General features: G+C 53.2%; 25 protein-coding genes. 6 read left to right on the top strand and 19 right to left on the bottom strand.

Annotated elements, in window-relative coordinates:
- Nucleotides 1–490: 490 nt before the first annotated feature.
- On the top strand, nt 491–1,171 hold the full coding sequence (locus NNO08_RS10260) for a hydrolase (RefSeq protein WP_202037376.1): 681 nt from the start codon (nt 491–493) through the stop codon (nt 1,169–1,171).
- Nucleotides 1,172–1,241: 70 nt separating this feature from the next.
- Here NNO08_RS10260 and NNO08_RS10255 read toward each other — a convergent pair whose 3' ends face one another.
- Nucleotides 1,242–2,018 carry an SDR family NAD(P)-dependent oxidoreductase gene (locus NNO08_RS10255; protein ID WP_271456661.1) on the bottom strand — a complete coding sequence of 259 codons (777 nt, stop codon included), beginning with the start codon at nt 2,016–2,018 and terminating at the stop codon, nt 1,242–1,244.
- 147 nt (nt 2,019–2,165) lie between these two features.
- Between NNO08_RS10255 and NNO08_RS10250 the strand changes: the two genes are divergently transcribed.
- Together NNO08_RS10250 and NNO08_RS10245 are read left to right on the top strand one after the other, a co-directional pair.
- On the top strand, nt 2,166–3,110 hold the full coding sequence (locus NNO08_RS10250) for a LysR substrate-binding domain-containing protein (protein WP_271454467.1): 945 nt from the start codon (nt 2,166–2,168) through the stop codon (nt 3,108–3,110).
- A 25-nt stretch (nt 3,111–3,135) separates the two neighbouring features.
- A complete protein-coding gene (locus NNO08_RS10245; protein WP_271441409.1) occupies nt 3,136–4,038 on the top strand; it encodes a carboxylate/amino acid/amine transporter in 903 nt (300 codons plus the stop codon).
- Between the two features lie 28 nt (nt 4,039–4,066).
- Here the strand turns inward: NNO08_RS10245 and nlpA are convergent, their stop codons facing one another.
- The 10 genes from nlpA to NNO08_RS10195 form a co-directional block, all read right to left on the bottom strand.
- Nucleotides 4,067–4,885 carry a lipoprotein NlpA gene (gene nlpA / locus NNO08_RS10240; RefSeq protein WP_271456660.1) on the bottom strand — a complete coding sequence of 273 codons (819 nt, stop codon included), beginning with the start codon at nt 4,883–4,885 and terminating at the stop codon, nt 4,067–4,069.
- Nucleotides 4,886–5,008: 123 nt separating this feature from the next.
- Complete coding sequence (locus tag NNO08_RS10235; protein ID WP_271456659.1) at nt 5,009–5,947, bottom strand: Rpn family recombination-promoting nuclease/putative transposase; 939 nt, start codon at nt 5,945–5,947, stop codon at nt 5,009–5,011.
- 210 nt (nt 5,948–6,157) lie between these two features.
- Complete coding sequence (dagF, locus tag NNO08_RS10230; RefSeq protein ID WP_271456658.1) at nt 6,158–6,901, bottom strand: 2-dehydro-3-deoxy-phosphogluconate aldolase; 744 nt, start codon at nt 6,899–6,901, stop codon at nt 6,158–6,160.
- A complete protein-coding gene (gene dgaE / locus NNO08_RS10225) occupies nt 6,888–7,997 on the bottom strand; it encodes a D-glucosaminate-6-phosphate ammonia lyase (RefSeq protein WP_271456657.1) in 1,110 nt (369 codons plus the stop codon). Before dgaE ends, dagF begins: the two co-directional genes overlap by 14 nt.
- Nucleotides 7,998–8,000: 3 nt before the next feature.
- Nucleotides 8,001–8,861, bottom strand: coding sequence for a PTS system mannose/fructose/sorbose family transporter subunit IID (locus NNO08_RS10220; RefSeq protein ID WP_005121522.1), 861 nt, complete (start codon nt 8,859–8,861; stop codon nt 8,001–8,003).
- Nucleotides 8,858–9,607, bottom strand: a complete 750-nt coding sequence (locus tag NNO08_RS10215) for a PTS mannose/fructose/sorbose/N-acetylgalactosamine transporter subunit IIC (RefSeq protein WP_003023960.1) — start codon at nt 9,605–9,607, stop codon at nt 8,858–8,860. The genes NNO08_RS10220 and NNO08_RS10215 overlap by 4 nt, the downstream gene beginning before the upstream one ends.
- A gap of 25 nt (nt 9,608–9,632) precedes the next feature.
- On the bottom strand, nt 9,633–10,118 hold the full coding sequence (locus tag NNO08_RS10210; RefSeq protein WP_202037369.1) for a PTS system mannose/fructose/N-acetylgalactosamine-transporter subunit IIB: 486 nt from the start codon (nt 10,116–10,118) through the stop codon (nt 9,633–9,635).
- A gap of 12 nt (nt 10,119–10,130) precedes the next feature.
- Nucleotides 10,131–10,556, bottom strand: a complete 426-nt coding sequence (locus NNO08_RS10205) for a PTS sugar transporter subunit IIA (RefSeq protein WP_202037368.1) — start codon at nt 10,554–10,556, stop codon at nt 10,131–10,133.
- Between the two features lie 120 nt (nt 10,557–10,676).
- On the bottom strand, nt 10,677–13,475 hold the full coding sequence (gene dagR / locus NNO08_RS10200; RefSeq protein WP_271441415.1) for a transcriptional regulator DagR: 2,799 nt from the start codon (nt 13,473–13,475) through the stop codon (nt 10,677–10,679).
- A gap of 90 nt (nt 13,476–13,565) precedes the next feature.
- Nucleotides 13,566–13,982 (bottom strand): GNAT family N-acetyltransferase, encoded by a 417-nt coding sequence (locus tag NNO08_RS10195; RefSeq protein WP_271456656.1) that lies wholly within the window; start codon nt 13,980–13,982, stop codon nt 13,566–13,568.
- Between the two features lie 129 nt (nt 13,983–14,111).
- Here NNO08_RS10195 and NNO08_RS10190 point away from each other — a divergent pair, with 129 nt between their 5' ends.
- Together NNO08_RS10190 and NNO08_RS10185 are read left to right on the top strand one after the other, a co-directional pair.
- A complete protein-coding gene (locus NNO08_RS10190; RefSeq protein ID WP_202037365.1) occupies nt 14,112–14,405 on the top strand; it encodes a YicS family protein in 294 nt (97 codons plus the stop codon).
- Between the two features lie 94 nt (nt 14,406–14,499).
- Nucleotides 14,500–15,882, top strand: a complete 1,383-nt coding sequence (locus NNO08_RS10185) for a glycoside hydrolase family 1 protein (protein ID WP_271456655.1) — start codon at nt 14,500–14,502, stop codon at nt 15,880–15,882.
- Between the two features lie 46 nt (nt 15,883–15,928).
- Here the strand turns inward: NNO08_RS10185 and nepI are convergent, their stop codons facing one another.
- The 3 genes from nepI to NNO08_RS10170 all read right to left on the bottom strand — a co-directional run bounded on the left by nepI (nt 15,929) and on the right by NNO08_RS10170 (nt 18,343).
- Nucleotides 15,929–17,122 (bottom strand): purine ribonucleoside efflux pump NepI, encoded by a 1,194-nt coding sequence (gene nepI, locus NNO08_RS10180; RefSeq protein WP_271449761.1) that lies wholly within the window; start codon nt 17,120–17,122, stop codon nt 15,929–15,931.
- A gap of 144 nt (nt 17,123–17,266) precedes the next feature.
- Nucleotides 17,267–17,791: an SRPBCC domain-containing protein gene (locus NNO08_RS10175; RefSeq protein ID WP_271456654.1), complete on the bottom strand. Its 525-nt coding sequence runs from the start codon at nt 17,789–17,791 to the stop codon at nt 17,267–17,269.
- Nucleotides 17,792–17,890: 99 nt separating this feature from the next.
- Nucleotides 17,891–18,343: a DUF1198 family protein gene (locus tag NNO08_RS10170; RefSeq protein ID WP_271441420.1), complete on the bottom strand. Its 453-nt coding sequence runs from the start codon at nt 18,341–18,343 to the stop codon at nt 17,891–17,893.
- Nucleotides 18,344–18,448: 105 nt separating this feature from the next.
- Here NNO08_RS10170 and NNO08_RS10165 point away from each other — a divergent pair, with 105 nt between their 5' ends.
- Nucleotides 18,449–19,354: a LysR family transcriptional regulator gene (locus NNO08_RS10165; RefSeq protein WP_271449759.1), complete on the top strand. Its 906-nt coding sequence runs from the start codon at nt 18,449–18,451 to the stop codon at nt 19,352–19,354.
- A 42-nt stretch (nt 19,355–19,396) separates the two neighbouring features.
- On the opposite strand, the gene uhpT is transcribed toward NNO08_RS10165, so the two are convergent.
- The 5 genes from uhpT to ilvN form a co-directional block, all read right to left on the bottom strand.
- Nucleotides 19,397–20,788 carry a hexose-6-phosphate:phosphate antiporter gene (gene uhpT, locus NNO08_RS10160; RefSeq protein WP_271441422.1) on the bottom strand — a complete coding sequence of 464 codons (1,392 nt, stop codon included), beginning with the start codon at nt 20,786–20,788 and terminating at the stop codon, nt 19,397–19,399.
- Between the two features lie 141 nt (nt 20,789–20,929).
- Nucleotides 20,930–22,258, bottom strand: a complete 1,329-nt coding sequence (locus NNO08_RS10155; RefSeq protein WP_271449758.1) for an MFS transporter — start codon at nt 22,256–22,258, stop codon at nt 20,930–20,932.
- A gap of 9 nt (nt 22,259–22,267) precedes the next feature.
- A complete protein-coding gene (gene uhpB / locus NNO08_RS10150; protein ID WP_271456653.1) occupies nt 22,268–23,770 on the bottom strand; it encodes a signal transduction histidine-protein kinase/phosphatase UhpB in 1,503 nt (500 codons plus the stop codon).
- Entirely contained in the window at nt 23,767–24,360 is a 594-nt protein-coding gene (uhpA, locus tag NNO08_RS10145; protein ID WP_005121502.1) for a transcriptional regulator UhpA, read from the bottom strand. The genes uhpB and uhpA overlap by 4 nt, the downstream gene beginning before the upstream one ends.
- Nucleotides 24,361–24,516: 156 nt before the next feature.
- On the bottom strand, nt 24,517–24,807 hold the full coding sequence (gene ilvN / locus NNO08_RS10140) for an acetolactate synthase small subunit (RefSeq protein WP_003023914.1): 291 nt from the start codon (nt 24,805–24,807) through the stop codon (nt 24,517–24,519).
- Between the last annotated feature and the right edge of the window lies 1 nt (nt 24,808).

Raw genomic sequence — 24,808 nt, 5'->3', positions numbered from 1 at the left:
AATACCGTGCTCCCCTGCGGTTCGGGGAGCACAACAAACACCAACCTGAGGATTTACTTAACACAAGAATAACAGGACAAAAAATAGATATGCTCATTAGCCTCTAAAAAACAGTGGCTTTCATCACAAAGTTAACATTGAATGTATATCGTTAATATTCATTCTATTTCACAATAATAATGATCATATAAAGATATATCAATCAGAAACATCCGCCAAATTCTCGCCCTTTACTTCCGGTGCATACCATAAAAAAAGATGAATACAGAAATATTATTTCATAATAACAAGCATTGTTATTTTAATGGGGTGGGAGGAAATTAAGTTCACTAAGGAAATTCTGATAAAGATAACTTTAGCCCCCTGAAATTAACCATGATGATGTCAATAATGGTTAATTAGCTGTAGAGCAAAATGGATATCGCCCAGGCGATTATAGACTTTACTGCGGGTTAGATAACCCGCAAAAAGCAACAACAAGGAATGGATCATGTCTACACCCGCGAATTTTAATGGCCAACGCCCAGTGATTGATGTCAATGACGCAGTTATGTTGCTTATCGATCATCAAAGCGGCCTGTTCCAGACCGTTGGCGATATGCCAATGACTGAACTGCGTGCAAGGGCAACGGCTCTGGCAAAAATCGCCACCTTATGCAAAATGCCGGTGATCACCACCGCTTCTGTGCCGCAGGGGCCAAATGGTCCGCTTATTCCGGAAATTCATGAAAACGCACCTCATGCTCATTATGTCGCGCGCAAAGGTGAAATTAACGCCTGGGATAACAAAGAGTTTGTTGCGGCGGTAAAAGCGACAGGTCGTAAAACACTGATTATTGCCGGTACCATCACCAGTGTATGCATGGCATTCCCGGCCATTAGTGCGGTAGCTGAAGGTTTTAAAGTCTTTGCAGTCATCGATGCTTCCGGCACTTACAGCAAAATGGCGCAGGAGATCACCATGGCCCGCGTCGTACAGGCTGGCGTTGTGCCGATGGATACTGCCGCGGTTGCGTCCGAACTACAGAAAACCTGGAATCGGGAAGATGCAGCGGAATGGGCTGAAGTCTATACCAAAATCTTCCCGGCTTATCAGTTGCTGATTGAAAGCTATACCAAAGCCCAGGATGTCGTGAAAAATAACGAACTGCTGGACTCTCAGCGCGCTTAACTTTTTCCTTCTTTCACAAACGCCTGTTTAGTATAAGCAGGCGTTTTGTCATATGCGGCATCAACCCCTGTCAGCCATTACGTCCAGCCATAACACCCCCATCGACATCCCAGATGGCGCCAGTCACCCATTGCGTTTTGTCTGACAACAGGAACGCGACGGATTCAGCCACATCACGCGGCGTACCGACCCGACCAATCGGATGGAAGCTGTCAAAGCTACTCATCACACCTTGTACGTCTTCTTTCGGGATAAATCCTTCGTAGATAGGTGTATGCACGACGGCTGGCGAAACGGCGTTGACGCGAATACCGTGAGAGCCCAGTTCGATAGCCAGATTTTTGGTCAGAGCATGCAGACCCGCTTTTGCCATTGAGTACGCTGAAGAAGGCGTTGCGCCAATCGCCTGTTGTGCCCACATCGAACCAATATTCACGATGGCCCCCTGGATGTTAGCCGCCACCATATTTCGCACGACATCGCGGGTGATAAAAAATGTCGCACGGTTGAGGCTCATGTACAGTTCATAATCTTCAATGTCATGCTCAGTAAACGGTTTGGGGAAGAAGACCCCGGCCGCATTCACCAGCAGGTTAATGTCTTTGTGCTCGGCGTTCACCGTTGCCATTACCTGCTTCATTCCGGCGTCTGACATCAGATCCGCCACAATGACCGCCACATCACCCAGCGCCGCCAGTGCCTGACGGGCCCGTTCCGCTTTCTCGGCACGATTGCCAACCAGTACCACGCGGCCACCCCCCTGAAGGATCAGCTTCGCGGTTTCAAATCCGATACCACTGGTGCCACCCACCACTAACAGTTTTTTTCCGGCAAATAATGCGTTCATCGCTAACCTCATTTAAAGAGTGTGTTGATGCACTAAAGATGCCAGCTGGCGGCGGTACTGACGAATGAGAAGAAATAGCGTATCAAGAAAGAAAATCTATCTTGCTGGCGTATACTCAGAACATTCAACGAGAAGGGAAAATGGCAAATGCGTTCACTCAACCGGCTAAAATGGTTACATGCTTTTGAAGCCACCGCCCGTCATGGCAGCTTTACCGGCGCAGCGCAGGAATTGGGTGTGACGCCTGCGGCCGTTGGTCAATTGGTTCGCGCGCTGGAAGATTGGGTAGGCCATCCGCTGCTGCATCGTACCCGTTCAGGCAAAGAACGTCTTACGTTGGTCAGCGAAGCACAGGAGGCGTTGCGCGAGATAACACAGGGACTGGATAACCTGGAATCCGGATTAAATAAACTTCGCGGTCGGCGGTCGCGTTCTGTGGTGATCATCACAGCCTCTCAGGTACTGGTGATGAACTGGCTGATGAGCCGTCTCAACCGTTTTTCACAGGCACATGAAAATATTGAGCTACGCCTGAACGTGACGGAAAAGCTGATGGATGTCGCCCACGGCGAAGCCGATCTGGGGGTACGCTGCGGAAAGGGTGACTGGCCGGGGGTGAACAAAACCTGGCTCATGGATGAAGAAGCCGTTCTGGTCTGCAGTCCACGAATGGTTCCGGCAGATAAAATATCCTGTGGTGAATGGCTGGCGGCACAGAAGCTGATCCATGATGATACTCCCCATCCCGGTGCCAATTTCCCCGCCTGGAGCGATGTCCTGTCTGCCACCCATGCCCCCGCCGTTCGCGATAACGGGCTGCATATCAACTCTACCTCAGCAGTTATTCTGGCAGCGCTCAGCGGCCAGGGTGTGGCTATCGTGCGCCGTGCTCTGGTGCAACAACTGCTCACTGACGGGCAACTGGTTCAGCTTCATCCCAACACCCGCTGGCCCCTGGCGTGGTCTTACTACATCGTCACTCCACAGCACACAACCATGCGCCCGGAGGTGAAAGTATTTAATGACTGGCTGATTGCGGATGTGCTGGCGGAGATCAATCCCTTCTCTGCTATGATACCTGCACACAAATAAGACAAAACAACATGCAGAGGAAAAGATGAGCTCCACCAGAAGAGGGATGATGAACGTCCTGATTGCCGCCGTATTGTGGGGAAGTTCAGGCGTTTGTGCACAGTACATCATGGAGCAAAGCCAGATGTCGTCACAGTTTCTGACCATGACGCGCCTGATTTTTGCCGGACTCATTCTACTGATGCTCTCTTTTGTGCACGGCGACAAAGTCTTCTCCATTATCAAAAACCGCAAAGATGCCATCAGCCTGCTGATTTTTTCCGTGGTTGGCGCACTCACTGTACAGCTAACCTTCCTGCTGACCATTGAAAAATCCAACGCCGCGACCGCGACAGTGCTGCAGTTTTTGTCACCAACCATTATCGTGGCGTGGTTTTCTGTGGTGCGAAAAGCGCGACCGGGGATCTTAGTGCTCACAGCAATATTCACCTCGCTGGTTGGCACATTCCTGCTGGTCACCCACGGTAACCCGACGTCGCTGTCCATTTCACCTGCCGCACTGTTCTGGGGTATCGCTTCTGCATTCGCCGCGGCTTTTTATACCACCTATCCTTCAACGCTTATCGCACGCTACGGAACGTTGCCGGTCGTCGGCTGGAGTATGTTGATCGGCGGCATGATCCTGCTCCCGTTCTATGCCGGGCAGGGAACAAACTTTGTGGTAAATGGCAGTTTGATTCTGGCGTTTTTCTATCTGGTGGTTATCGGCACGTCGCTGACGTTTAGCCTGTACCTGAAAGGTGCGCAGATGATTGGCGGCCCGAAAGCAAGCATTTTGAGCTGTGCAGAACCGCTGAGTAGCGCGTTGCTGTCTCTGTTGCTGCTGGGCATTACATTCACCCTACCTGACTGGCTGGGCACACTGCTGATCCTCTCTTCCGTGGTGCTGATCTCAATGGACTCCCGCCGCCGCGCCAAAGCGGTTTAATACCCACCGGCGCGGCAACGGGCTACGATTACCAGCCCGGAACCGCGCCGCCGTTAAAGATGGTTTCCGCTGCCCTGGCCACTTCCGGTGACTGATAAGATTGCAGGAATTCTTTTACATTCTCTGCATCTTTATTGTCTTCTCGCGCCACCAGGATATTCACGTACGGTGAATTTTTGTCTTCTATAAACACGCTGTCATGCACCGGAGAAAGCCCGGTTTGCTGAATATAAGTGGTACTGATAATCGCCACATCCACTTTCTGATCGTCCAGCACACGCGGTAACTGCGCACCTTCCAGCTCCATAATTTTCAGATGCCGTGGATTATCGGTGATATCCAGCGCCGTTGGCAGCAGGCCAGTATCCGCTTTCAGAGTGATTAATTTCTCTTTTTGCAGCAGTAACAGCGCCCGCCCGAGGTTAGTCGGATCATTAGGAATGGCAATCGTCGCACCGTCTTTCAGCTCAGCAATGGTTTTGATTTTTTTCGAATAGCCGGCCATTGGGAAAACGAAGGTATTGCCCACCGCCACCAGCTTATAGCCGTGCGCTTTATTATCTTGTTCAAGGAACGGACGGTGCTGGAAGACGTTGGCATCCAGTTCGCCATGATTGGTTGCATCGTTGGGGAGCAGTGAACCACTAAATCCAACCAGTTCGACATCCAGGCCGTACTTCTCTTTAGCCACTTTCTTCGCAACTTCCGCGACATCCTGCTCTGCCCCGTTAATTACGCCGACTTTGATATGTTTCGCATCGCTGCTCTGCTGATCGCAGCCAGCCAGCAGTAATCCCGCCAGCAATACTGCCGCCCCGGCCCCGAAATGAGGTATCTTCAGTTTCACGTTTTATCCTTTTGAAATAACCGCCTGATGGGTAATGAAATGACTATAACGGGAAGGCCGCTGCGGTTTAAAAAACGAAAAAGCATCAGCAAGAAGAAAAAAGCATAACGGGAAAAAGATAAGTTAGTCGGAAGATGCCGTTAGTTCATCACTTGAAAGCCCGGTGATAATTAGCACCAGTTCACGATCGATTCCCTTCTCAATCATGGCATGGGCTATCCGCAACGCTTCGTCCTTTTTACCTTCGCGTTTGCCTTCGCGTTTGCCTTCGAGTTTGCCTTCTAGCACCCCTGTCCTTCGCCCCGACTCACGTAAGCATTCTGCAATTGTCATTAATCTCTCCTTATGTTGGGGAACGCGCAGGGCAACTTCTCGAATAAACGCCTCAAAGCGCGGTGCACTGCCAGACTGCACCAGGTAATTAAATAGCGTTTCTACCTGACTGTCATTAGCGTGTCCCTTAATCAGCAGAGCAATCAGTTTATCGACCAGCACCATCAAATCGCGTTCGCGTATATGCTTCTGGACAAGTTCCAGTAGCGCCACCCGCCGATGCTGCATAATCTCATCATCAGACACCATCGTGATGTCAACCAGTGGGAAGGGCGCGCCATAAAGCTTCCGCGCAGTTTCTGGATCGTCAAATTCATCCAGCCAACACAGTGAAAAAGGGTACGGGCTGGCGACGCCATGATAAAAAAGTATCGGAACCACCAGCGGCAGCGTTTTGTGGCCGGCATCAAGGTGGTTCTGCATCGCGGCAATGGCGTAACGCATCATCCGGAATGCCATATGAGCATCCGGTGAACTCTGGTGTTCAATCAACGCGTAGATATAGCCTTTTCCGGTCCTCGTTTTTAGCGACCACAGAACATCGGAATAACTGGCACGCAGGTCTTCCTCAATAAAACTCCCTGGCTCCAGTTTCAGTGTGTTCAGATCGCAACGTTCACGTAATGGTGCTGGGAGATAAATATCAAGAAAATCCCGTGCCGTTTCTGGATAGCTTAAGAATTTTTTAAATACGGCATCATGCGGCGTAGAAGTTGTTGGTTTTTTCATGGCGGTCCGTCACCAGAAGAACAAGATGACGGAACCTTACTCGCCAGTCGCACACACAACATCTGGGAACTTTTCTATCTGCGAGGCGGCTTGGCGGATAAATACATGCTTTTGCAATGTATTCATTTTCAGGGAATAGCGTTCGCAAAAATGCCCAGTAAGCGTGATCACTTCGGGGCATTTTTTATAGGCCATCCGGCGATAGCAACATCACACCAGAACTTTCACTATTTCCATTAACCTGACGACATCTTCAGGTCGGGTATTACCGCTATGTGGATCAATAATCGAGCTGTAAACATGCGGCATCACGCGGGGTACTCCCGCCTGCAGACAGGTTTGCAGGATAACGCCGAAGTTATCAAGATCGATTCCACCGGTCGGTTCAATCAATGTCATGCCGTTTCGCGCCGCGGTCGTCGCCAGTGCGTACAGCTCAGGGAGCGACTGTTCACCGCCCATCGGGAAGAACTTCGCCGCGTGAGCCCCTGAATCGAGCATCATACGTACTGCTGCATCGCAGGAAACGCGGGCTGGCGTGCCCTGGATGCTACTGACGCCGGTCGAGATCAACACCTCCCCCGGCGTGCCCGTCGGGCTGACCAACGCGTTGATATGGGTCTGTTCACCGCCCGTTGCCGCCAGCGCTCCGGCAGCAAAACCACAGCCGGTAAAGGTTTGGTTGACGTGTGCCGGATGGACCTGTGAGGCAATCATCGCCGCTTTGTAATACTGCGCCGGGTCGCCCGCCCCCAACCCTACAGAGATTGACGGCACATCATCCATCCAGCGTTTAACTTCGCAGACGCCTTCCTCAACCGAAGCAAATTGTGCGGAAAGTATGCCGATCACCGCATGGCCTTCGGCGGCCTCATAGATCTCACGGGCATTAGCGATATCCTTCGCCAGCACGTTAATCGCTACTTTATTACGATAAAAATTAATGTGCTGCATGCTCTGCAATCTCCTTTAATCGTGCCACGATCAGTGCCATTTCCCCTTCGGCAAGCGTACGCGGGTCAAGGCTAAAAACCCCCTGATGAAGGTTGTAACGGCGAGCGTAAATGGCGATATCGCCACCGCGCAACTGCGCTTCCACGGCATATGCATCCAGCCCCAGCGCTTGCGCGTTCACCCGAATACGAATCCGCCAGATAGCGCGACCGGCCTCGTCCTGCTCGATATCCGCATTCAATCCGCGAATGTCTGAAATCGCCTGTGCCACAGGTTGAAGTTCCTCGGCAGTCACCACAGTCTGTCCCTGATGGTAGTTTTCCAGTGCATAGACCAGCCCGACCATATTCTCCTTGCCGATTTTCATCGCTCTGGCAATTCCGTGATGCTGGGCTTTACAGGCCGCAATCCACTGTTTCTTCCCAGTGATAAACCCAGACGTCGGCGCGTTAAAAGCTTTTGCGCCGCTGTAGACCACCATATCCGCCCCGCTTGCCACCCAGGCGTGCAAATCTTCCTCTGCGGCGGCATCGACAATCAGCGGCAGGTTATAGACCTGCGCCACCTGCACAAAATCGGCAATACTCAACATACCTTTCTGCACGCAGTGGTGCGATTTCACGTACAGCAGCGCGGCAGTATTGTCGTTAATCGCGCTCTCCAGCTGCCAGCGGGCCGCCAGATTACTTGAACCGACTTCCACCACCCGTCCGCCGCCTAAGCGGATGGCGCTGGTGATGGGCGCACCGTAGTCAACGTTATGCCCACGCAGCATAACCACTTCATTGGACATACCCGCGCTGTCCGGCATCAGCGTGACTCGCGCCTGGTCACCACGGGTAATGACTGCCGCAACGGCGATAGCAATACCCGCCGACGCACAGGAGGTGACATAGCTGTCTTCAGCGCCGGTGTAGCGGGAAACCAGCTCGCCGGTACGGTCCACCAGCCGATCAATTTCAACAAAGGCTGAGGCCGCTCGTGCGGTGGCTTGCATCACTTCCGGCGCCACGCTGGAAACACCCAAAATGGTCATCTTGCCGCAGGCGTTAATGACCTGTTTTAGGCCGAGTTGTTGATAGATATTCTGTGTCATGGCTTACAGTACTCCCAGCAGCGAACAGACCACGCTGAGCGCAACAATCGACAGCAAAATGGTGGTGTAACGCGGTCCTTTCTTCACCAGATAGAAGTAGATGGCGAACACCGCCGCCAGTGGTAACAGGCCGGGTGCAATAGAGTCGAGGATCTGTTGAACCACCACTTCAGAGCCTTTCAGGGCACTGAGTTTTAGCGGCGTGGTGATCTTGACGTAGCTTGCAGAAAGCGCCCCCATCATGATCAGACCCAACACGTTCGCGCCGTAGATCAGTTCTTTAATTCGCCCCCCTTGCAGCAGACCGATAATCGAATCACGTCCCAGCGTATAGCCTTTGTGAACCATGCCGTAGCTGATTGCCAACGTGATAGCGGGATAGAGAATGAGCGGCACAATACCGCCCATCGCACTGCCATTGGCGGCAAACGGGATGAAAATCGCAATTAACAGCGGCATGACGGCGGCCCAGATGATGGAATCACCCATCCCGGCCAGCGGTCCCATTAAACCCGTTTTAATGCCGGTAATTGAGGCATCGCTGATCGGCTCACCGCGGGTTTTCTGCTCCTCCATCGCAATGGAGATCCCCTGAATCACCGCCCCGAACGTCTGCTCTGAGTTGAAGAAGTTCAAATGGCGTTTCAGCGCTTCCACCTGCTCCTCTTTTTGCGGGTAGAGCTTTTTGATGATCGGCGTCATCGAGGCGCAGAAAATCAGGCTTTGCAAACGCTCATAGGAGCTGGACACTTCCGCACCCAGCCAATAAATAAACCAGGCTTTGGTGATGTCGGCTTTGGTCAGCGTGCCGCTTTCACGCGCGCGCTCTACCAATTCATGCTGCATTACGTCGCTGCTCATCATGCTGCTCCTTCATTTTTTGCCAGACCTTTAATCAGGAAGGCCACGCAGGTACCAAAGATTGCCATCGCCATGATGTCTACCTTCAGGTACAGCACCGCAAAGAAACCGCCGATAAACCACGGCAGCAGGCTCTTTTTACCGATCACCATAATGGTGATGGCGAAGCCCAGCGCCGGCAGAATGCCGCCCATAATTTCAAAGGAGTGCGTCAGCCAGTGCGGCATCAGCTTCAGGAAGCTTTCCACAACGTCCTGACCAAAATAGTTGGCGGCAAAGACCACCGGGAAACGCAGTACCAGCCCAAGCAGCGCCGGGTAGAGGAACGCACAGCGCATAATGCCTGCCATGTTTGCCGTTTCCGCATGCTTGTCGGCCATATGTACCCACGCCGCGTTTAACGTACGGCGCAACTGGTCGAGGAACACGCCGATGACGCCAAACGGGATCGCCAGTGCGATAGCCAGGTTCGGGTCCATTCCGGCCTTCACGGCGATAGGAATTGAAATGCAGGCAGCCAGCGCCGGATCCGACGGGACGTTGCCGCCTGGCGTGGAGGTCACGCCGAGATAAACCAGCTGCATACCTGCGCCGATGATCATCGCCGTTTCCATGTTGCCTAACAGCAGGCCAACGAATACGGCAATCACCACTGGCTGTAGCAGCATGGCGGAGAAGGTGTAGCCAAGGCGTAATCGGGCAAACCAGTAATACAACCCCATCAGGCTTGCGAAGACTAAAGTATCCATAATTAAGTACCCTGTTATCAAAGAATTAGAATTTTTTCAGGATATCGTCCAGCGACTGCGGCTTATCTTCCGGGATAGTCTGGAAGAACACCTGAATCCCATGATTTTTCAGGTCGCTCAGGATGCCGACGTCTTTTTCATCCAGCGTAATGTTCTGGAATACTGCTTTGCGGTTTGGCCCACCGCCCAGCCCACCGACCTGAATGGTGGTGACATCAAATCCCAACTGAACCGCTTCCTGAACCGCCGCCAGGGAGGGGAACAGCACCAGAACCTTGCCGTCACCCAGTTGATTCTCTTTCCAGGCAGCGGCAAAACTTTGGTTACCGAAACAATCCACTTTGATGTTCGGCGGCGCGGCCATCAGGTAGATATTTTTCATAAATGGATCGGCATCCAGCTCATCGCTGACCACCGCAATCCGGTTTGCCTGAGATTGCCCAACCCATTTGGTCACCACTTGTCCATGAATCAGACGGCTATCGATACGACATAAGACGATGTTTGCCATGATATTTATTCCTTATTGTGATTGTTGTAATTGACGTACGTGGGCAACAACGTCCAGGCAGCTGCTACGCCCGGCCTCGACCAGTTCGGCCACGCAGGCGGTCAGTTGGCCATGCTCGCGTTTGTCGAGCGCCTCCAGTAACAAAGAGGCGTTGAGCCCGGAAATCACTGCCACCGGGTAATCGGCGCTCAGCCGTGCCGCCACGTTAGACGTGGTGCCGCCAATAAAATCGGTCAGGATCAGTGAGCCTTCCGGCATAGCTTTCACTACGGCTTCGACGCGCTGATAAAACTCGCCAAGCGTATCAACAGGCATCAGCGCAATTTCCGTCACGCCTTTGATTTCACCCATCACCATGCGCAGGCTGTTGCAAAGCTGTTGCCCCCAGCCGCCATGGGTCAGCAGCAGGATCTGGGGCAAGGATTCAGTGGTAGTCAAAATGGCCTCCTGGCTCGATTACATAGACATAGGTAAACAGAGCAAAGGCTGTGCCAGAATTTGTGTCACGCGGGGGAGGTGTGGGTGCCGACGGGGCGCAAAGCCCCATCAGGCAAGGGATTAGCTATATAACAGTTCGTAGATATAAATATATTCCGCATCCGATAAGCGAATGGCATAGGCCTCTTCAATCGGCAGGAAAGCAGATTTAATGACACTAAACGCGCGAACATCCAGATCCGGCTTGTTCTCCAGCGCCATCTGTAACGGTTTGCGGTTAATCACGATACGCTCGACCATACAGCAGCAGTGGATCAGGAAGCGCAGTGTCACCTGGCGGCTCGGTTTCAGCGAAAGCGCGGTGGTCAGATGATTCAGCACGCCTTCCATTTCTTTCAGAATCCGCTGTGGGTTAAGCACTGAAATATGGTTAATGATACTTTCCATGGTCAACGCACTGATAAAACGCATCGCGCTGCGCTCCATCTCCAGACGACGTTCACTGCTTGAAAGATCCGGCGTCAACAGACTGAGCACCAGTTCAGGCCCCTGCTCGGAGAACAACTCTTCAAGCGAGATAAACGGGATATCCGGCAGTCCCGGCTGGAAGGTACCGACAATGCCTGCCAGACGTTCACTGGCGTTAATCGCCTGTTGAACGCGCTCCAGGCTGCGGACTTCGTTGTAATCGAGGATCACCATCCGCGTATCCTGCGACATTAACTCACCAAAACTCTCTTCCAGCACCTTTTTGATTTTTTCCGCCGTGCCCATTCCGGTGATGCAGGAGATAACCAGCACTTTGCCGTTATTTTCTTGCTGTGGCGTACAGAGCTGGCAGGGTATATTTTTACTCTGCATCAACGCCGCCAGCTGCGGTAACTCACTGGTTTCATAGCTTAAATCCAGCCCTATCTCCAGCAGGCTGGTGAGAGTAATGTTGGGCATCAGCAGAACGTCTATCTGGAATAATTTGCTGATCGTACTGCCAAAATGGACCAGCGAGCCAATATCCACCATCAGGATCAATCGGCGATATTGCCGGGTCTGGATCATCTGCGTCAGGGCTTCCAGCGTGTCATGCACCGACTGCTCAAAAGGCATATCGATAGCGCTGAACACCTCGCGTTCCAGCACACGATTCACGTACTGCGCCTGGCTTGTGGCGGTCGTCGCGCCGTGGGCAATCAAAATCACCCCGCAGTCCGGACTGGCGTCAATCCGTTGGCGGTAATGACGGCACTCTTTGAGGAACAGGCACAGCCAGACCACTTCCGTCGCCGGACACTGAATATGCAGCAGTTCATTGATTTTTCGGCATAACAGCGTGGCGTTTTCATATTCATCTTTGCAGCGATCGAGGATCAGGCTGGAAGAATAAAGTTGCGGAATAAGGCCGCGCTGCACGTAGCCAATCAGCGCCAGAAAGTGTTTACGCAGCGGGTTAACCAGATTTTCCGGCAGCGTAAAACCAAGCACCTGCTCAACGCAGCCAATCAGCAGCGTGACCCGCTCTTCAATCTGATCGCCATAGCGCGGGGGATGCGCCACGCTGTCGCGGCTGTAGAGACCATATTCAAAAATCGAGCTGAGCTTGTTTTTGAGGATTGCCAGCGTTTCGGCTGGCGGTACGTTGCTGTTACGCAGGTTGATGTATTCCCGGGTCAGGAAGCTGTAAAAGAGATCACTCTCCTCAATTTCAGCTCCGGTGGCCAGCGAATTTTTCAGTGCCGGCAACGTGCGGGCATCAATGCTCAGGTGTTCTTTGCCTTCGAACAGCGCCCCAACCAGCAGACGTTGTTCCGGCGTGGCGTTAAAGGGGATCTCGGTCAGACGTTTATCCAGCTGTAGCGTATCGCTGTGCTCCGTCATCCCCGAGGCCCAGGCCTGGGCGCAGAGAAACTGAATATCGCTCTTGAGTTGACCAATATTGCCTTCCAGCGGCTTGTTCAGCAGCCAGAGCAGCAGGGTACGGTCGATGCTTACCGTACGCTCGATTTTGCGGCTCTCACGCTGTAAGAAACCAACAATCAGTTCAACCTGCTCTTCCACCGAACGCTGGCGGATACCGGGGAGATCGATACATACCTGAATACGTCGCTGAAAGGTGCGTAGCAACGCCGAGCTTACCGGTTCGGTGGTCGCACATATCAGGCGAACTGAAATAGACCGCGCCACAGCGCTTGAACCCAGCGGCCGGTATTCACCTTTGTCGAGAATAGAAAACAGTTTTTCCTGACCTTCATACGGCAGGCGATGCACTTCATCAAGCAGCAGATAGCCGCCATCAGCCTGTTCGACCAAACCGGGTTTATTCTCGTTTGCGCCGGTAAACGCCCCCTGTCGATGACCAAACAGGTGCGAAGAGAGCAGTTCCGGGTTATGCGCGTATTCCGCGCAGTTAAAATAGACCAACGGTGGAGGCGTTCCCGCTGCACGTTCACAGGCGAAACGGTGCATCAGTTCGGCAAAAAAGGTTTTACCAACGCCGGAGGGACCGGTCAGCAGAACATGCAGTCCGTGGGGATACAGCACCGCCGCGCGGCCTTTTTCCACCGCATCACGCAGGCTGCGATCGTAACCAATCAGGCCGGAAAAGGGATCGTCTGTTGCCTGGTTTTCCTGAACAGGCAACAGGTCAGCAACGGTTTGCACTTCACGCTCGGACTCATCCAGTTTGCGCCCCAGCAGCGTTTCAATTGCCTGACGATGCAGAAAGAATACCGGACGCCCGCGGCTTTTAATCGCCAGGCCGTCGTTCCAGAGCTGATTGAGATCTTTACTGACTGAGTTGCGCGCCAGCCCGAGGTTAAAGCCGATGGCCTCCGCTGTGAACGCCGTTTCCTGCGCCAGATGGGCAAGATTCAGTCCTCGCGTCAGCCGTTCCAGCTCTCCCAGTATTATCTCAATCCGTCTCATCTCTTTACCGCTTAAGAAATAAATGATTGTTCAGAACATACACTATTCTGCTACGCAAGAAAGTGAGGCGGCATCCAGACCTTCCGGTCATCAAAACGTTTTCGACAAATAATGGCGTGCGGAACCGGTTTCCGGGAAGTTATCGAGGGTCATTTGCAGCTGATAGCCGTTTTTCTGATAAAACGGCAGCGCCTGGAAACTCATGGTATCAACCAGCGCATGCAGACATCCTCGCTCACGTGCCGTCTGTTCTGCCGCCTGCATCAATTGTGTGCCATAACCGCCTTTGCGCAGAACGTCATCCATCCATAAGAACTCAATGCACAACCATTCGCCTTTGATTTTGCCGATCAGCCCACCCCGAATCTTATTGTGTTCATCACGCCAGTAGACCGCCAAATCGCCAAAATTGGTCGTTTTCAGGAACTGGAAATTGTAAGCACGCAGCCCGGTAAGCAGCGCATTTTGATCGTCTTCTGTAACGGTATCAGTAATCTGTATCTGCATCCTATCCTCCTGAAACACTACAACTTCTGGCTGATTTATTTTTAAACGTTAACACAGGCTGATGAGTGAGCCGTATGCCGTCTACACTTACCCTTGAGATGATGCGCATCAACAACAAGGATTATTATCATGAAATTAGCCGTTTTTCCGATTATTGCCGTCCTTTTCACGCTACCGGGCCTGGCGCAGGCTGACTCGGCTTACGGCGGGTTACAGTCGGTTCACGAAAAGAACACCGTACTCAAGGATTTGCGCAAACTTTGCACCCCACAGGGGTCGCCATCGGATGAAGTGTGGGAAAAAACAATTATGTCTGATACGCGCAATCAGCAGCATATTCGCGAAGCCATTGTGGCAATAGAAAGAAATAATCAGAACAACTACTGGGAAGCGCTTGGCAAAGTTGAGTGCCCTGATTTATAGCCATTATGTTGGAAAATGAGCACTGTAACCGGTTTCTGTATCGCAAAAACACGTATTGTTGCCACAACGAATAAAGAGTAAGGGAGCAACAATAATGCGATACCGTTTTCCTGCGAACTTCTGGTGGGGCAGTGCCTGCTCCGCGCTGCAAACGGAAGGTGATAGCCTCAACGGCGGCAAAAGCCAGACCACATGGGATGTGTGGTTCGACCGCCAACCGGGTCGCTTCCATCAGGGAATTGGTCCGGCGAACACATCCACGTTTTATCAGCATTGGAAACAGGACATCGCCCTACTCAACCAGCTGAAACATAACAGCTTTCGTACATCGCTGAGCTGGTCACGCCTGATCCCAAACGGCACGGGTGAGGTGAATCCAGAGGCTGTTGATTTTTATAACAACGTTATCGACGAGCTGCTGGCTCAAGGTATTACGCCCTTTATCACCCTGTTCCATTTTGACATGCCGATGGTGATGCAGGAGAAAGGCGGCTGGGAAAACCGTGAAGTGGTCGAGGCATTTGGCCACTATGCACAGACCTGCTTTAACTTGTTCGGCAATCGGGTGAAGCACTGGTTCACCTTTAACGAACCGATTGTCCCGGTAGAAGGCGGTTATCTGTATGATTTCCACTACCCTAACGTGGTGGATTTCAAACGCGCCGCGACGGTGGCGTACCACACCATTCTGGCACATTCGATGGCGGTTCGGGCGTATCGCGCTGCAAACCTTGACGGTGAAATCGGTGTAGTGTTGAATTTAACGCCTTCTTATCCACGCTCGCAAAACCCGGCAGATGTAAAAGCCGCACACCATGCAGACCTGCTCTTTAACCGTAGTTTCCTCGATCCAGTGCTGAAAGGTGAGTACCCGGAAGACCTGGTAGAACTGTTGAAAGAGTACGATCAACTGCCAGCATGTCTCCCCGGCGACAGCCAGCTGATAGCTGATGGCAAAATTGATCTGCTGGGCATCAACTATTATCAGCCGCGCCGCGTGAAATGTCGTGATAGCGCAGTCAATCCGAACGCGCCGTTTATGCCGGAATGGTTATTTGATTACTACGAAATGCCGGGACGTAAAATGAACCCTTACCGTGGCTGGGAAATATATGAGCCGGGTATTTACGATATTATTACCAACCTGCGTGATAATTACGGCAATCCACGCTGTTTTATTTCTGAAAACGGTATGGGTGTCGAAAATGAGCAGCGTTTCATCCAGCAGGATCAGATAAACGACAGCTATCGTATTGAATTTGTATCTGAACATCTGAAATGGCTACATAAAGGCATTAGCGAAGGCTGCAATTGTCTTGGCTACCATATGTGGACCTTTATTGATAACTGGTCATGGCTGAACGGATACAAAAACCGCTACGGTTTTGTCCAGCTCGATCTGGAAACGCAAAAACGCACGGTGAAAAAGAGTGGCGAATGGTTTGCTCATACCGCCGAAAACAATGGTTTTGATTAAAACCAACCTGGATGCCGGATAGCGATCCGGCATACCGAGCTTTAGTTTATTGCATACCTTTTATGCGAACTTTCGCCGCCACCAGAAGCGCCGTCAGCAGCATCAGAGCACCTGAGAGCATCAAGGGAGACAGCAAACCAAGGTTATCGAGCGCATAGCCTCCCACCGCTGCCCCGCAGGTATTGGCAAGCTGGATCACGGCGACCTGAACGGACCCGGCTTTCTCTGCCTGATCGGCCAAAGAACGGGTGATCCACGTCGACCAGCCGACCGGTACCAGCGCAAACGACAGCCCCCAGATAATCGCAATTGCGGCCGCCACCACTTTGTCACTCCCCCACAAAATCAGCACCAGCGCGCTGAGCGCCAGCACCAGCGGTGCTCCGGCTAATGCCAGTTTGACCGAACGTTTCAGGATTACCGACGAGAGCGACGTCCCGACAAAACTGGCAATACCAAAGCTCAGCAGCACCAGCGTCAAACCATCCACATCAAATCCCGCCAAATTCATGTACACCGGGCGGATGTAGGTAAAGAAGGCAAACTGCCCGGCAAAGGACATGAAGATAGCCATCATGCCAGCCATTACCCCCGGTCGTTGCAGCAGGCTAAACATGTTTTGTTTCTGATGTGATGGCTCACCGGGCAGCGAAGGCAGCGATCTCACCACCCAGATGGTGCACAGCACGCCCATCACCGCCGCGGCATTAAAGACGTTGCGCCAGCCAATGATGCCGCCTAAAAAACTCCCCAGCGGGGCGGCAATGACCAGTGCGATAGAGACTGCGCCAAAGATCACTGATAACGCTTTCGGCACCGTCCGTGCAGGAACCAGACGCATGGTCAGCGATGCCGACATCGCCCAGAACCCTCCGAGCGCCAGACCGAGGCAGGCACGACCAATCAACAACAGGGTAAAAGAGTTGGCAAAGGAAACCAGCAGGCAGGAGATTGTCAGCAGTACCGAAAAGAGGATCACGACATAGCGACGATCGGTTGCCTGAATAATTTGTGTCACAAACAGGCTGGCAAACATGGCGACAAACGCCGTTACGGTCACCGATTGCCCGGCAACACCTTCCGAAATACCGAGGTCCTGCGCCATTGGCGTCAACAAACTGACGGGCAGAAATTCAACGGTTATCAGGCAGGCAACACAGAACGCCACGGCGAATACCGCCGACCAGTTCGGTCGGGTATTTGCCTCAGCGCGGGATTTTTGTTCAATAGCGTCACTCATTTTGTTACCTGCGTGGGGTTATTGTAGAAAAGTTACGCAGTGTAACATTAAATTTGTGACGTATTTAACGTTTCAGCAACTGTTTATCGCCGGATGGCGACGTCGTCTTATCCGGCCTACAACAGAGGGTCCTTGCTGACCCAATTAAGCGTCACGTGCAGCCCTTGCCAGCCCGACTATCCACTCCTGATGACCGTTAATCATCGGATTAGGCAGCGTGCGTGCCAGCTCCTGTGCCGGAACACCACGCTGCGACTCCTGGGTCAGAATACGTACGCGCCCGCCAGGTAAATCTTCAAACAGCCAGGCATGGACAACATCCAGACGCGAATCAGCATCCCCTTCCGCCCAACCGTGCCAGGCAATACGCGCAGCCTGACCATCGACCGGTGGCGCATATTCGATGACTTGCGCTTCAATTGGGAAGCCAAAGGTTGTGAAACGGAAACGGGCGTTCATGCTCAGTAACGGTCCAGAGCCATCGTGAAACCGGATATCCGCCACATTGCTGTAATACGTCGGCCAGCGCGTTGTGTCGTTGAGCTGAGCCCAGACAGCGCGGATGCTCAGTCCGGCAACAATGATTTCATTGGAGGCAAAGTTATCGGTCGTCCCTGGCAAATACGCCTGCGGCCAGATAATTGCGCTTTGTTGAGTCGCTTGTTTCATGATGAACCTCGTCGTGTAAGTTAACGAGGTTCATCATGCGCGGGAGAGAGATATAAATATAATGACGATTAAAAATATCCGTCATCATATATTTTGATATCAGTGCAACCAGTGCACTCCATCTTCAGGTTGAAAAAAGGCGTTATAGCGCATCTGAAACGCATTTATCTCCTGCATATCCGGCTCCATTTCGCGCAGAAAACCCAGCGCCAGGCGTACCTGTGCGTCGGTAATCGGCGCGGCCAGCCGGGCTTTTTGCAACACCCGGTGCCACTGCAGCAGATTCTGTTCACTACCGTCTACAATGACGATTTGCCAGATCAGCAGCACCTGGGCAGCATTTTGCAGATGCGATTCGTCAGGTCGATGGAGGTACTGTAAAAACGCCTCTCCCTGCACTTTCCCCATCTGATCGATCATCGATTCTACCGGCACGACATCAATACTCAGACGTTCGCTCAGACGGCGAATCGCGCGCCGTGACCCGGACGTCAGTACCCGAAAACCCACAACAAAAACAACAACCAGCGTGGCCAGCATTATCCAAATCATGCGCACATCCATTACCCGACAGGACGCCCATCATAGCGGCAAATTCACCTGTGTCGACGACTGAACGTGTCATAATGTGACTTATCGAACCCATGAGCAGACATCATGAAATCTGATATCAGAACCCTCGATCTTAATCTGTTGAAAACGCTGGATGCCCTGCTGGATGAACGCAACGTCACCCGGGCGGCGCAACGACTCTCGCTCACCCAACCGGCGGTTAGCGGCATGCTAAACCGTCTGCGTGATTATTTTGACGATCCGCTGTTTGTCCGCACACCGCACGGTATTGTCCCGACATTACGGGCTCGCGAAATGGCTGCGCCCATCAAACAGATCCTCAGCGACATTGATATCCTGCTTAAGCCCGCACAGTTCGACCCACTCACCGCGGTACTCACCTTTACCGTCGCCGCGACCGATTACGCCCTTAAAGCGGTGATCGTGCCGTTTATCGCCGCGCTTCGCGCACGTGCGCCAGGTATTCGTGTGCGGGTCGTTCCCGTTGAGCCGGAGCAGCTAACAACACAGTTTGAGCAGGGTAAAATTGACCTGGCGCTGCTGACGCCGGATTCAACACCGGATAATCTGCACAACCGCCCGTTATATAACGAAGAGTATGTTTGTCTCATGCGTCATGATCATCCCGATGCCCATCAGGCGTTAACACTCGATCGCTTCTGCGCGCTGGAGCATGTGCTGGTTTCTTATAAGGGGGAAAGTTTCTGGGGGGTCACCGATGATGCGCTGGCAGATGTTGGACGAAAACGACAGATTGGTTTGTCAGTCAGCAGTTTTCTGGTTCTGCCGGATATCCTCGCGATTAGCGAGATGATTGCCGTCGTCCCTGCCCGGCTGGCCTATACCGATCCCCGGATGCACGTTGTGCCACCGCCGCTGCCCATTGCTGGTTTTACTAAAAGTATGGCCTGGCACGAACGCACGCACCGCGATGCGGCGCATCAGTGGCTACGCAATCTGGTGCATGAAACCAGTCAGTCTAAACCATAAAAAAACCCGCCATGAAGGCGGGTAAAAGTTACCACTACACACTTAAGCGACTTTCAATTGCTGGATCTTTTTCTCGCGGCGAATTTTACGTTCTTCAAACACGGCCACGATAGCCATCAGGCAGATACAACCGATAGCGGCGGTATCCAGCGCGGCGAAGGTACCTGCCCAGCCAGTCAGACCGAAAACCGGTGTACCATCAGCAATCATCCCCAGACCCAGCTTGGCGAAGCTGTCACCGATCAGATAGGCAAATGTCCCTTTAATCCCATCGGCAGCGCCGATCGCTTTTTTCGGTACGAAACCAACGGCTGCGACACCGATTAACAGCTGCGGGCCAAACACCAGGAAGCCGAGGGCAAACAGCGAAGCCAGATAGACATACTGGTTGCTGGCATGCTGGTAAACACCCAGTGTCGCAATGATTAATGCCAGTGCCACACAGGCCACCAGCGCCCGGCGACCGTTTGCCAGGTCAGAGAGCCAGCCCCACAGCAACGTACCGACCAGCGCACCCACTTCAAACAGAGTAAAGCCCTGAATCGCCACTTCTTTGGAGAGCTTCAGTTCCTGGAACGCGTACACGGTAGACCACTGGTCGATACCAATACGGACCACGTACAGGAAGATGTTGGAGAAGCACAGCAGCCAGATCACTTTGTTTTTCAGCACATACTCAACAAAGATCTGCCACTTGGTCATGTCATTTTCTTCGGTCTCTTTGTCTTCTTCACTGATCTCTTCACCGAACAGTTCTTCAGCTTTTCCCAGACCATAAGATTCCGGGGAGTCGCTGCCATAGCGCAGGCCGATAAAGCCAACAATCAGGGCGATAATCGATGGGAAGATAAACATACCAATGACGTGACCGTCGAACAGGTAGTTGGCACCAAACAACGCCACACCCGCCGCACCGGCACCACCGAGGTTGTGGGAAATGTTCCACATACCGAGGTAAGAACCACGTTTACGGCGAGGTGTCCATTTGGTGATGGTGGAATAACTACACGAACCGCCAGTACTCTGGAAGAAACCGCTCAGCGCGTAGAAGGTAATCATCAGGAACAGGCTGGTTGAACCTGCGCCCATGCTGGCGCTGAAGCCGAGCATACAGATAGCAGAGAGGATCAACATAAACGGCAGGAACTGCTTGGTGTTTTTGCCATCCGCGTAATAAGAAACCAGCGTTTTACCCACGCCGTAGGTGATGGAGAAGCCCAGGCCAATCATCCCCAACTGCGTCATGCTCAGCCCGTAGGTGGAGATCATGTCGTTCTGCGCGATGTTGAAGTTTTTGCGGATCAGGTACATGGTCAGGTAGCCAATAAAGACCACCAGATAGGACTGCATGAACGGTTTGAACCACATTTTACGCCGCACATCGAGCGGCAGATCCAGGGTTGGCTTGCGCACCTGGTTTAAGAAGGCCAGCATAGGACTCTCCGAGCTAATTTTTATACCTGCGAATAGCAGGCATTGTAAAAATCAGCCCGGGATCACGCCTGAGACAGCGTCCAGGTGAAACCGGGAAAATTTCTTAGTTTTACCCCACTCGGGGAAAAAAGGTGAGGTGCATCACGCTTCGTTGAGATCGCGCGGGGCCTGGGCGTTTAAAAACGGCAGCAGCAGCAGCGCGGAAATTCCCGCCGCAATAGCGATCACCACAAAGAATCCTGTCCAGTGCCAAACCTCCATCACCTTCGCCAGCGGCCAGCCGGAGAGTGAAGCGCCCAGATAAGCAAATAGCCCGACAAACCCGGTTGCCGCACCCGCCGCCTCTTTGTGCGAGCACTCCGCCGCCGCCATACCAATCAGCATTTGCGGGCCAAAAACGAAGAATCCGGTGGTGAAAAAGCACGCCGCTTGCATCACGTAGCTGGCGAATGGCATCAGCCACAACGAACCGACGGAGAGCAAAATCCCGGCGGCAAAAATCAGGTTCATTGGCCCACGATTACCGTTAAACAGCTTGTCCGAGCCCCAACCCGCCACCAGCGCGCCGACAAATCCGCCCAGCTCAAACATGGTCACCGCGGTGTTGGCGGTTACCAAATCGACCCCCAGCGTTTCTGACATGTACAGATTACCCCAGTCGTTGATCGCTGCACGTACCACGTACACCAGCACATAACACAACGACAGCAGCCAGATGTAGGGATTCAGCAATACATAGCGGGTGAGAATTTCTTTGCGGGTTAAGCCTGCGCCCTCCTGCTGCTGGGCAATTTCTAACTCATCGTGCCGCCAGTCGCCAACCGGAGGTAAGCCAATCGCCTGCGGCCTGTCGCGCAATCGCCAGCACAGGAAAAATCCCACCACAATCGCCAGTATTCCGGCAATCATCATTCCTGCACGCCAGCCATAATGCAGCGCCGTCGCCGCCATCACCATCGGGATCAGCGCCCCGCCGACGTTATGTGCGGTGTTCCATAGCGCCCACCAGCCACCACGCTCGGTACGCGAGTACCAGGCAGTCAGCAAACGGGCGCATACCGGCGATCCCCAGCCCTGAAAGAACGCATTCAGTGCCCACAGTAGCGCAAAGGCCCAAAGCGAGGTCGAGAAACCAAACAGGATGTTTACCACGCCGGTTGCAATCAAGCCAATGCCCATAAAATAGCGGGCGTTGGAACGATCGCTGACGATACCAGAGACAAACTTCGACAGGCCGTAAGTGATGTAAAACAGCGTTGCCAACAGACCAATATCGCTGCGGGTCAGCACACCGCTGGTCAGGATATCCGGCACCGCCGCGTTGAAGCTTTTGCGCGTGAAATAAAACAGCGCATAGCCAAGCCAGATGGTGGTCAGAATATGCCGCCGCCAGTAGCGATAACGGGCATCTACTTCACTTTTATTGGTAATGAGTGGCGCATTAGCCGGGGCTTTTAGAAACTGAAACATTGCCATTCCTTACACATAACGCTGAGGCAAAGAGACGCTGACCCGCGTACCGTGCGTACAGGATATCGAAAGCTTACCGCCGAGGGCCGTAATGCGCTCGCGCATCCCGGTGAGGCCAAATCCTTGCTGATTCGAACCCGGCGGCAGGCCGCTGCCATCGTCCTCAATCACCAGCATCAACCGCTCATCCTGTAGCCAGCCCTGCAACGTCACCGCGCTGGCATTGGCATGCTTAACAATATTGTTCAGTCCTTCCTGGCAGACGCGAAACAGCGTCACCCGCTGACTCTCGCTGAGTTCTGATTCATCAATATGCCAGTCGAGGTGGCTGACGATACCGCGACTTTCCAGCTCCATTTCCCGCATCAACGAACGGATAGCCTGCTCCAGGGTTAAATCATCTAACTGGCGCGGGCGTAAACGCCCCAACAGACGACGTACCGAATCGTATACCCCGAGTGAAAGCTGCTCAATATGCGCCCCACTGCGCTTCACGCCCACGTTCTCCGGAGCCAGCCGCTGAACGATACCGGCCTGAGTACGAATCGCGGTAATGGTCTGCCCAATGTCATCATGCAGTTCACGCGCCACGTCGCGCCGCACGCTTTCTTCGGTTTCCAACAAACGCTCCGCCAAACGATGATTGCGTGCCAGCTCGTTTTGCAGCGACTGGTTGAGTTCACGCAGGCGCTGAATACCCGCACCGAGCAGCAGACCGGTCAGGCTCTGCGCCAGCAAGGAGAGCAGCAAGTCGACGGGATGGTCGTGCCAGGTCTGGCTGGCAATCAGCGCGATGGCATTCATCAACGTGGCGATCAGCGCCCCCTGCCAGCCATAGTGCCAGGCAAGTGCAATAATCGGCAGCGCGAGGCAAAACGGCGTAAAGCGTGACAGCTCATTCGGCAGGCCCAACTGCAACCACAGGCTGACACTGAACAACAGCAGATACCAGACCAGATGTCGTCCGCGCCAGTTCACAGGTTGAGAAACCACCGCCGGTCCCAGCGGCAGCCAGGTGGTGCTGGTCAGATAGTGCCAGAACACCAGGCAGATCGGCGCCAGCGTCAGTCCACCAGTGAGTGTTAGCAGCAGCACGGTCCACGCCTCTTCACCTTGCCCAAGCCATGGTAGCGATTGCAGCAATGCCGCCGCGGTCAGTGCTGCCCCCTGTAATAACAATGTGCGCCAGTCACGCTGATGGCGGAAACGTGAGGTCAGTGCGACGGGAAGTAAGGTGAGAAAGCTACCGATCACCAAAAGTGGCAGATGGGACAGTGCCACTTCCTGTGCCAGCCAAAACAGAAGCAGCCATTCCGCTCCCAACAGTACCGGCCAGTAGCCGCGCGGGCATTGCAGCATCAACCCCAGGCGCAGGCCGAATGGAAACAGCAGCACTGCCAGCTCAGGGCGTTCAACCAGATGCAGGCTGATGCTCCACAGGCAAAACCATGCGGCAGAGAAGATAAAAAAGCAGGCAACAATGGTGACTAACCGGGAAAAGAACGTGTTCATTGCCAGCCGTCAAACATCCGCCGTGCCAACTCAACATCGTTGCTTACGCCCAACTTTTCCATCAGGTTGGCGCGGTGCACGTGTACCGTTTTTGGTGACAAGCCCAGTTCAGCCGCAATCTCTTTGACTGCCATCCCTTGCGCCAGTTTTTCTGCCACCTGACGTTCGCGTTTGGTTAGCGGGTCCTGACGCCCGGCCGCCAGTTTGACGGCGATGTCCGGCGTTAAATAGCAGCCGCCAGTTGCCACGGTACGCACCGCGGCAATCAGCTCATCGGGGCTACAGCGTTTTGAGAGGAAGCCTCGCGCCCCTGCGTTCAACGCCTGCTCCACCAGCGCCGGGCTGTCGTGGACGGAGAGCATGATAATCGCCATGCCTTTTGGCAACTGGCTTAACAGTTCGAGGCCGGAAATGTCAGGCATGGAGATGTCGCAGATACAGACCTGCACGCCGCGCCCTGGCAATCCTGCCAGCGCCTCGCTACCTGAGCCAAACTCAGCCACAACCTGCAAATCGGGTTCCAGCCCCAACAGTTGGGCAAACCCGGAACGGACGATAAGGTGGTCGTCGATAAGGGCAACGGTAATCATGGGTTATGTCCTGGTGCTGGAAAACGCCTGATGGCGCTGCGCTTATCTGGCCTACAAGAAGGTAGGCCGGACAAGGCATGAATGCCGCCATCCGGCAAAGGCGATTACCTTAACGATATACACGTCATCCTTCAAGCGGCCTCTGCCTTGAGCGGATTACTCGAAGAAGACGGTAATTTTGTTAAACATTGAGGGATCAGACTGGTTGCGCGCCACTTTCACCACATCTTCCAGTTTGTCGATCTGGCTTATCATCTGCTCCAGACGTTGGTCGTCATTCACCAATAGCCAGATACGGCTCTTATCACTGTCCTGAATCGGTAGACAGAGGATACCTTCCACGTTGAACGCACGGCGGGCAAACAGTCCACAAACGTGGGTCATTACACCCGGGTGATTGCGTACGGTGAGTTCCAGGATTACGTTGTCATGAGTCTGCTGTTGCATG

Source organism: Citrobacter sp. Igbk 17 (genome assembly GCF_028069775.1).
GTDB lineage: Bacteria > Pseudomonadota > Gammaproteobacteria > Enterobacterales > Enterobacteriaceae > Citrobacter.
This window is presented reverse-complemented; position numbering and strand designations above follow the sequence as displayed.

What these genes read in the sequence shown, in the direction of transcription:
- NNO08_RS10260 (WP_202037376.1), top strand. Translation starts at nt 491, where the DNA reads ATGTCTACACCCGCGAATTTTAATGGCCAACGCCCAGTGATTGATGTC.
- NNO08_RS10255 (WP_271456661.1), bottom strand. Translation starts at nt 2,018, where the DNA reads ATGAACGCATTATTTGCCGGAAAAAAACTGTTAGTGGTGGGTGGCACC.
- NNO08_RS10250 (WP_271454467.1), top strand. Translation starts at nt 2,166, where the DNA reads ATGCGTTCACTCAACCGGCTAAAATGGTTACATGCTTTTGAAGCCACC.
- NNO08_RS10245 (WP_271441409.1), top strand. Translation starts at nt 3,136, where the DNA reads ATGAGCTCCACCAGAAGAGGGATGATGAACGTCCTGATTGCCGCCGTA.
- NNO08_RS10235 (WP_271456659.1), bottom strand. Translation starts at nt 5,947, where the DNA reads ATGAAAAAACCAACAACTTCTACGCCGCATGATGCCGTATTTAAAAAA.
- dagF (WP_271456658.1), bottom strand. Translation starts at nt 6,901, where the DNA reads ATGCAGCACATTAATTTTTATCGTAATAAAGTAGCGATTAACGTGCTG.
- dgaE (WP_271456657.1), bottom strand. Translation starts at nt 7,997, where the DNA reads ATGACACAGAATATCTATCAACAACTCGGCCTAAAACAGGTCATTAAC.
- NNO08_RS10220 (WP_005121522.1), bottom strand. Translation starts at nt 8,861, where the DNA reads ATGATGAGCAGCGACGTAATGCAGCATGAATTGGTAGAGCGCGCGCGT.
- NNO08_RS10215 (WP_003023960.1), bottom strand. Translation starts at nt 9,607, where the DNA reads ATGGATACTTTAGTCTTCGCAAGCCTGATGGGGTTGTATTACTGGTTT.
- NNO08_RS10210 (WP_202037369.1), bottom strand. Translation starts at nt 10,118, where the DNA reads ATGGCAAACATCGTCTTATGTCGTATCGATAGCCGTCTGATTCATGGA.
- dagR (WP_271441415.1), bottom strand. Translation starts at nt 13,475, where the DNA reads ATGAGACGGATTGAGATAATACTGGGAGAGCTGGAACGGCTGACGCGA.
- NNO08_RS10195 (WP_271456656.1), bottom strand. Translation starts at nt 13,982, where the DNA reads ATGCAGATACAGATTACTGATACCGTTACAGAAGACGATCAAAATGCG.
- NNO08_RS10190 (WP_202037365.1), top strand. Translation starts at nt 14,112, where the DNA reads ATGAAATTAGCCGTTTTTCCGATTATTGCCGTCCTTTTCACGCTACCG.
- NNO08_RS10185 (WP_271456655.1), top strand. Translation starts at nt 14,500, where the DNA reads ATGCGATACCGTTTTCCTGCGAACTTCTGGTGGGGCAGTGCCTGCTCC.
- nepI (WP_271449761.1), bottom strand. Translation starts at nt 17,122, where the DNA reads ATGAGTGACGCTATTGAACAAAAATCCCGCGCTGAGGCAAATACCCGA.
- NNO08_RS10175 (WP_271456654.1), bottom strand. Translation starts at nt 17,791, where the DNA reads ATGAAACAAGCGACTCAACAAAGCGCAATTATCTGGCCGCAGGCGTAT.
- NNO08_RS10170 (WP_271441420.1), bottom strand. Translation starts at nt 18,343, where the DNA reads ATGATTTGGATAATGCTGGCCACGCTGGTTGTTGTTTTTGTTGTGGGT.
- NNO08_RS10165 (WP_271449759.1), top strand. Translation starts at nt 18,449, where the DNA reads ATGAAATCTGATATCAGAACCCTCGATCTTAATCTGTTGAAAACGCTG.
- uhpT (WP_271441422.1), bottom strand. Translation starts at nt 20,788, where the DNA reads ATGCTGGCCTTCTTAAACCAGGTGCGCAAGCCAACCCTGGATCTGCCG.
- NNO08_RS10155 (WP_271449758.1), bottom strand. Translation starts at nt 22,258, where the DNA reads ATGTTTCAGTTTCTAAAAGCCCCGGCTAATGCGCCACTCATTACCAAT.
- uhpB (WP_271456653.1), bottom strand. Translation starts at nt 23,770, where the DNA reads ATGAACACGTTCTTTTCCCGGTTAGTCACCATTGTTGCCTGCTTTTTT.
- uhpA (WP_005121502.1), bottom strand. Translation starts at nt 24,360, where the DNA reads ATGATTACCGTTGCCCTTATCGACGACCACCTTATCGTCCGTTCCGGG.
- ilvN (WP_003023914.1), bottom strand. Translation starts at nt 24,807, where the DNA reads ATGCAACAGCAGACTCATGACAACGTAATCCTGGAACTCACCGTACGC.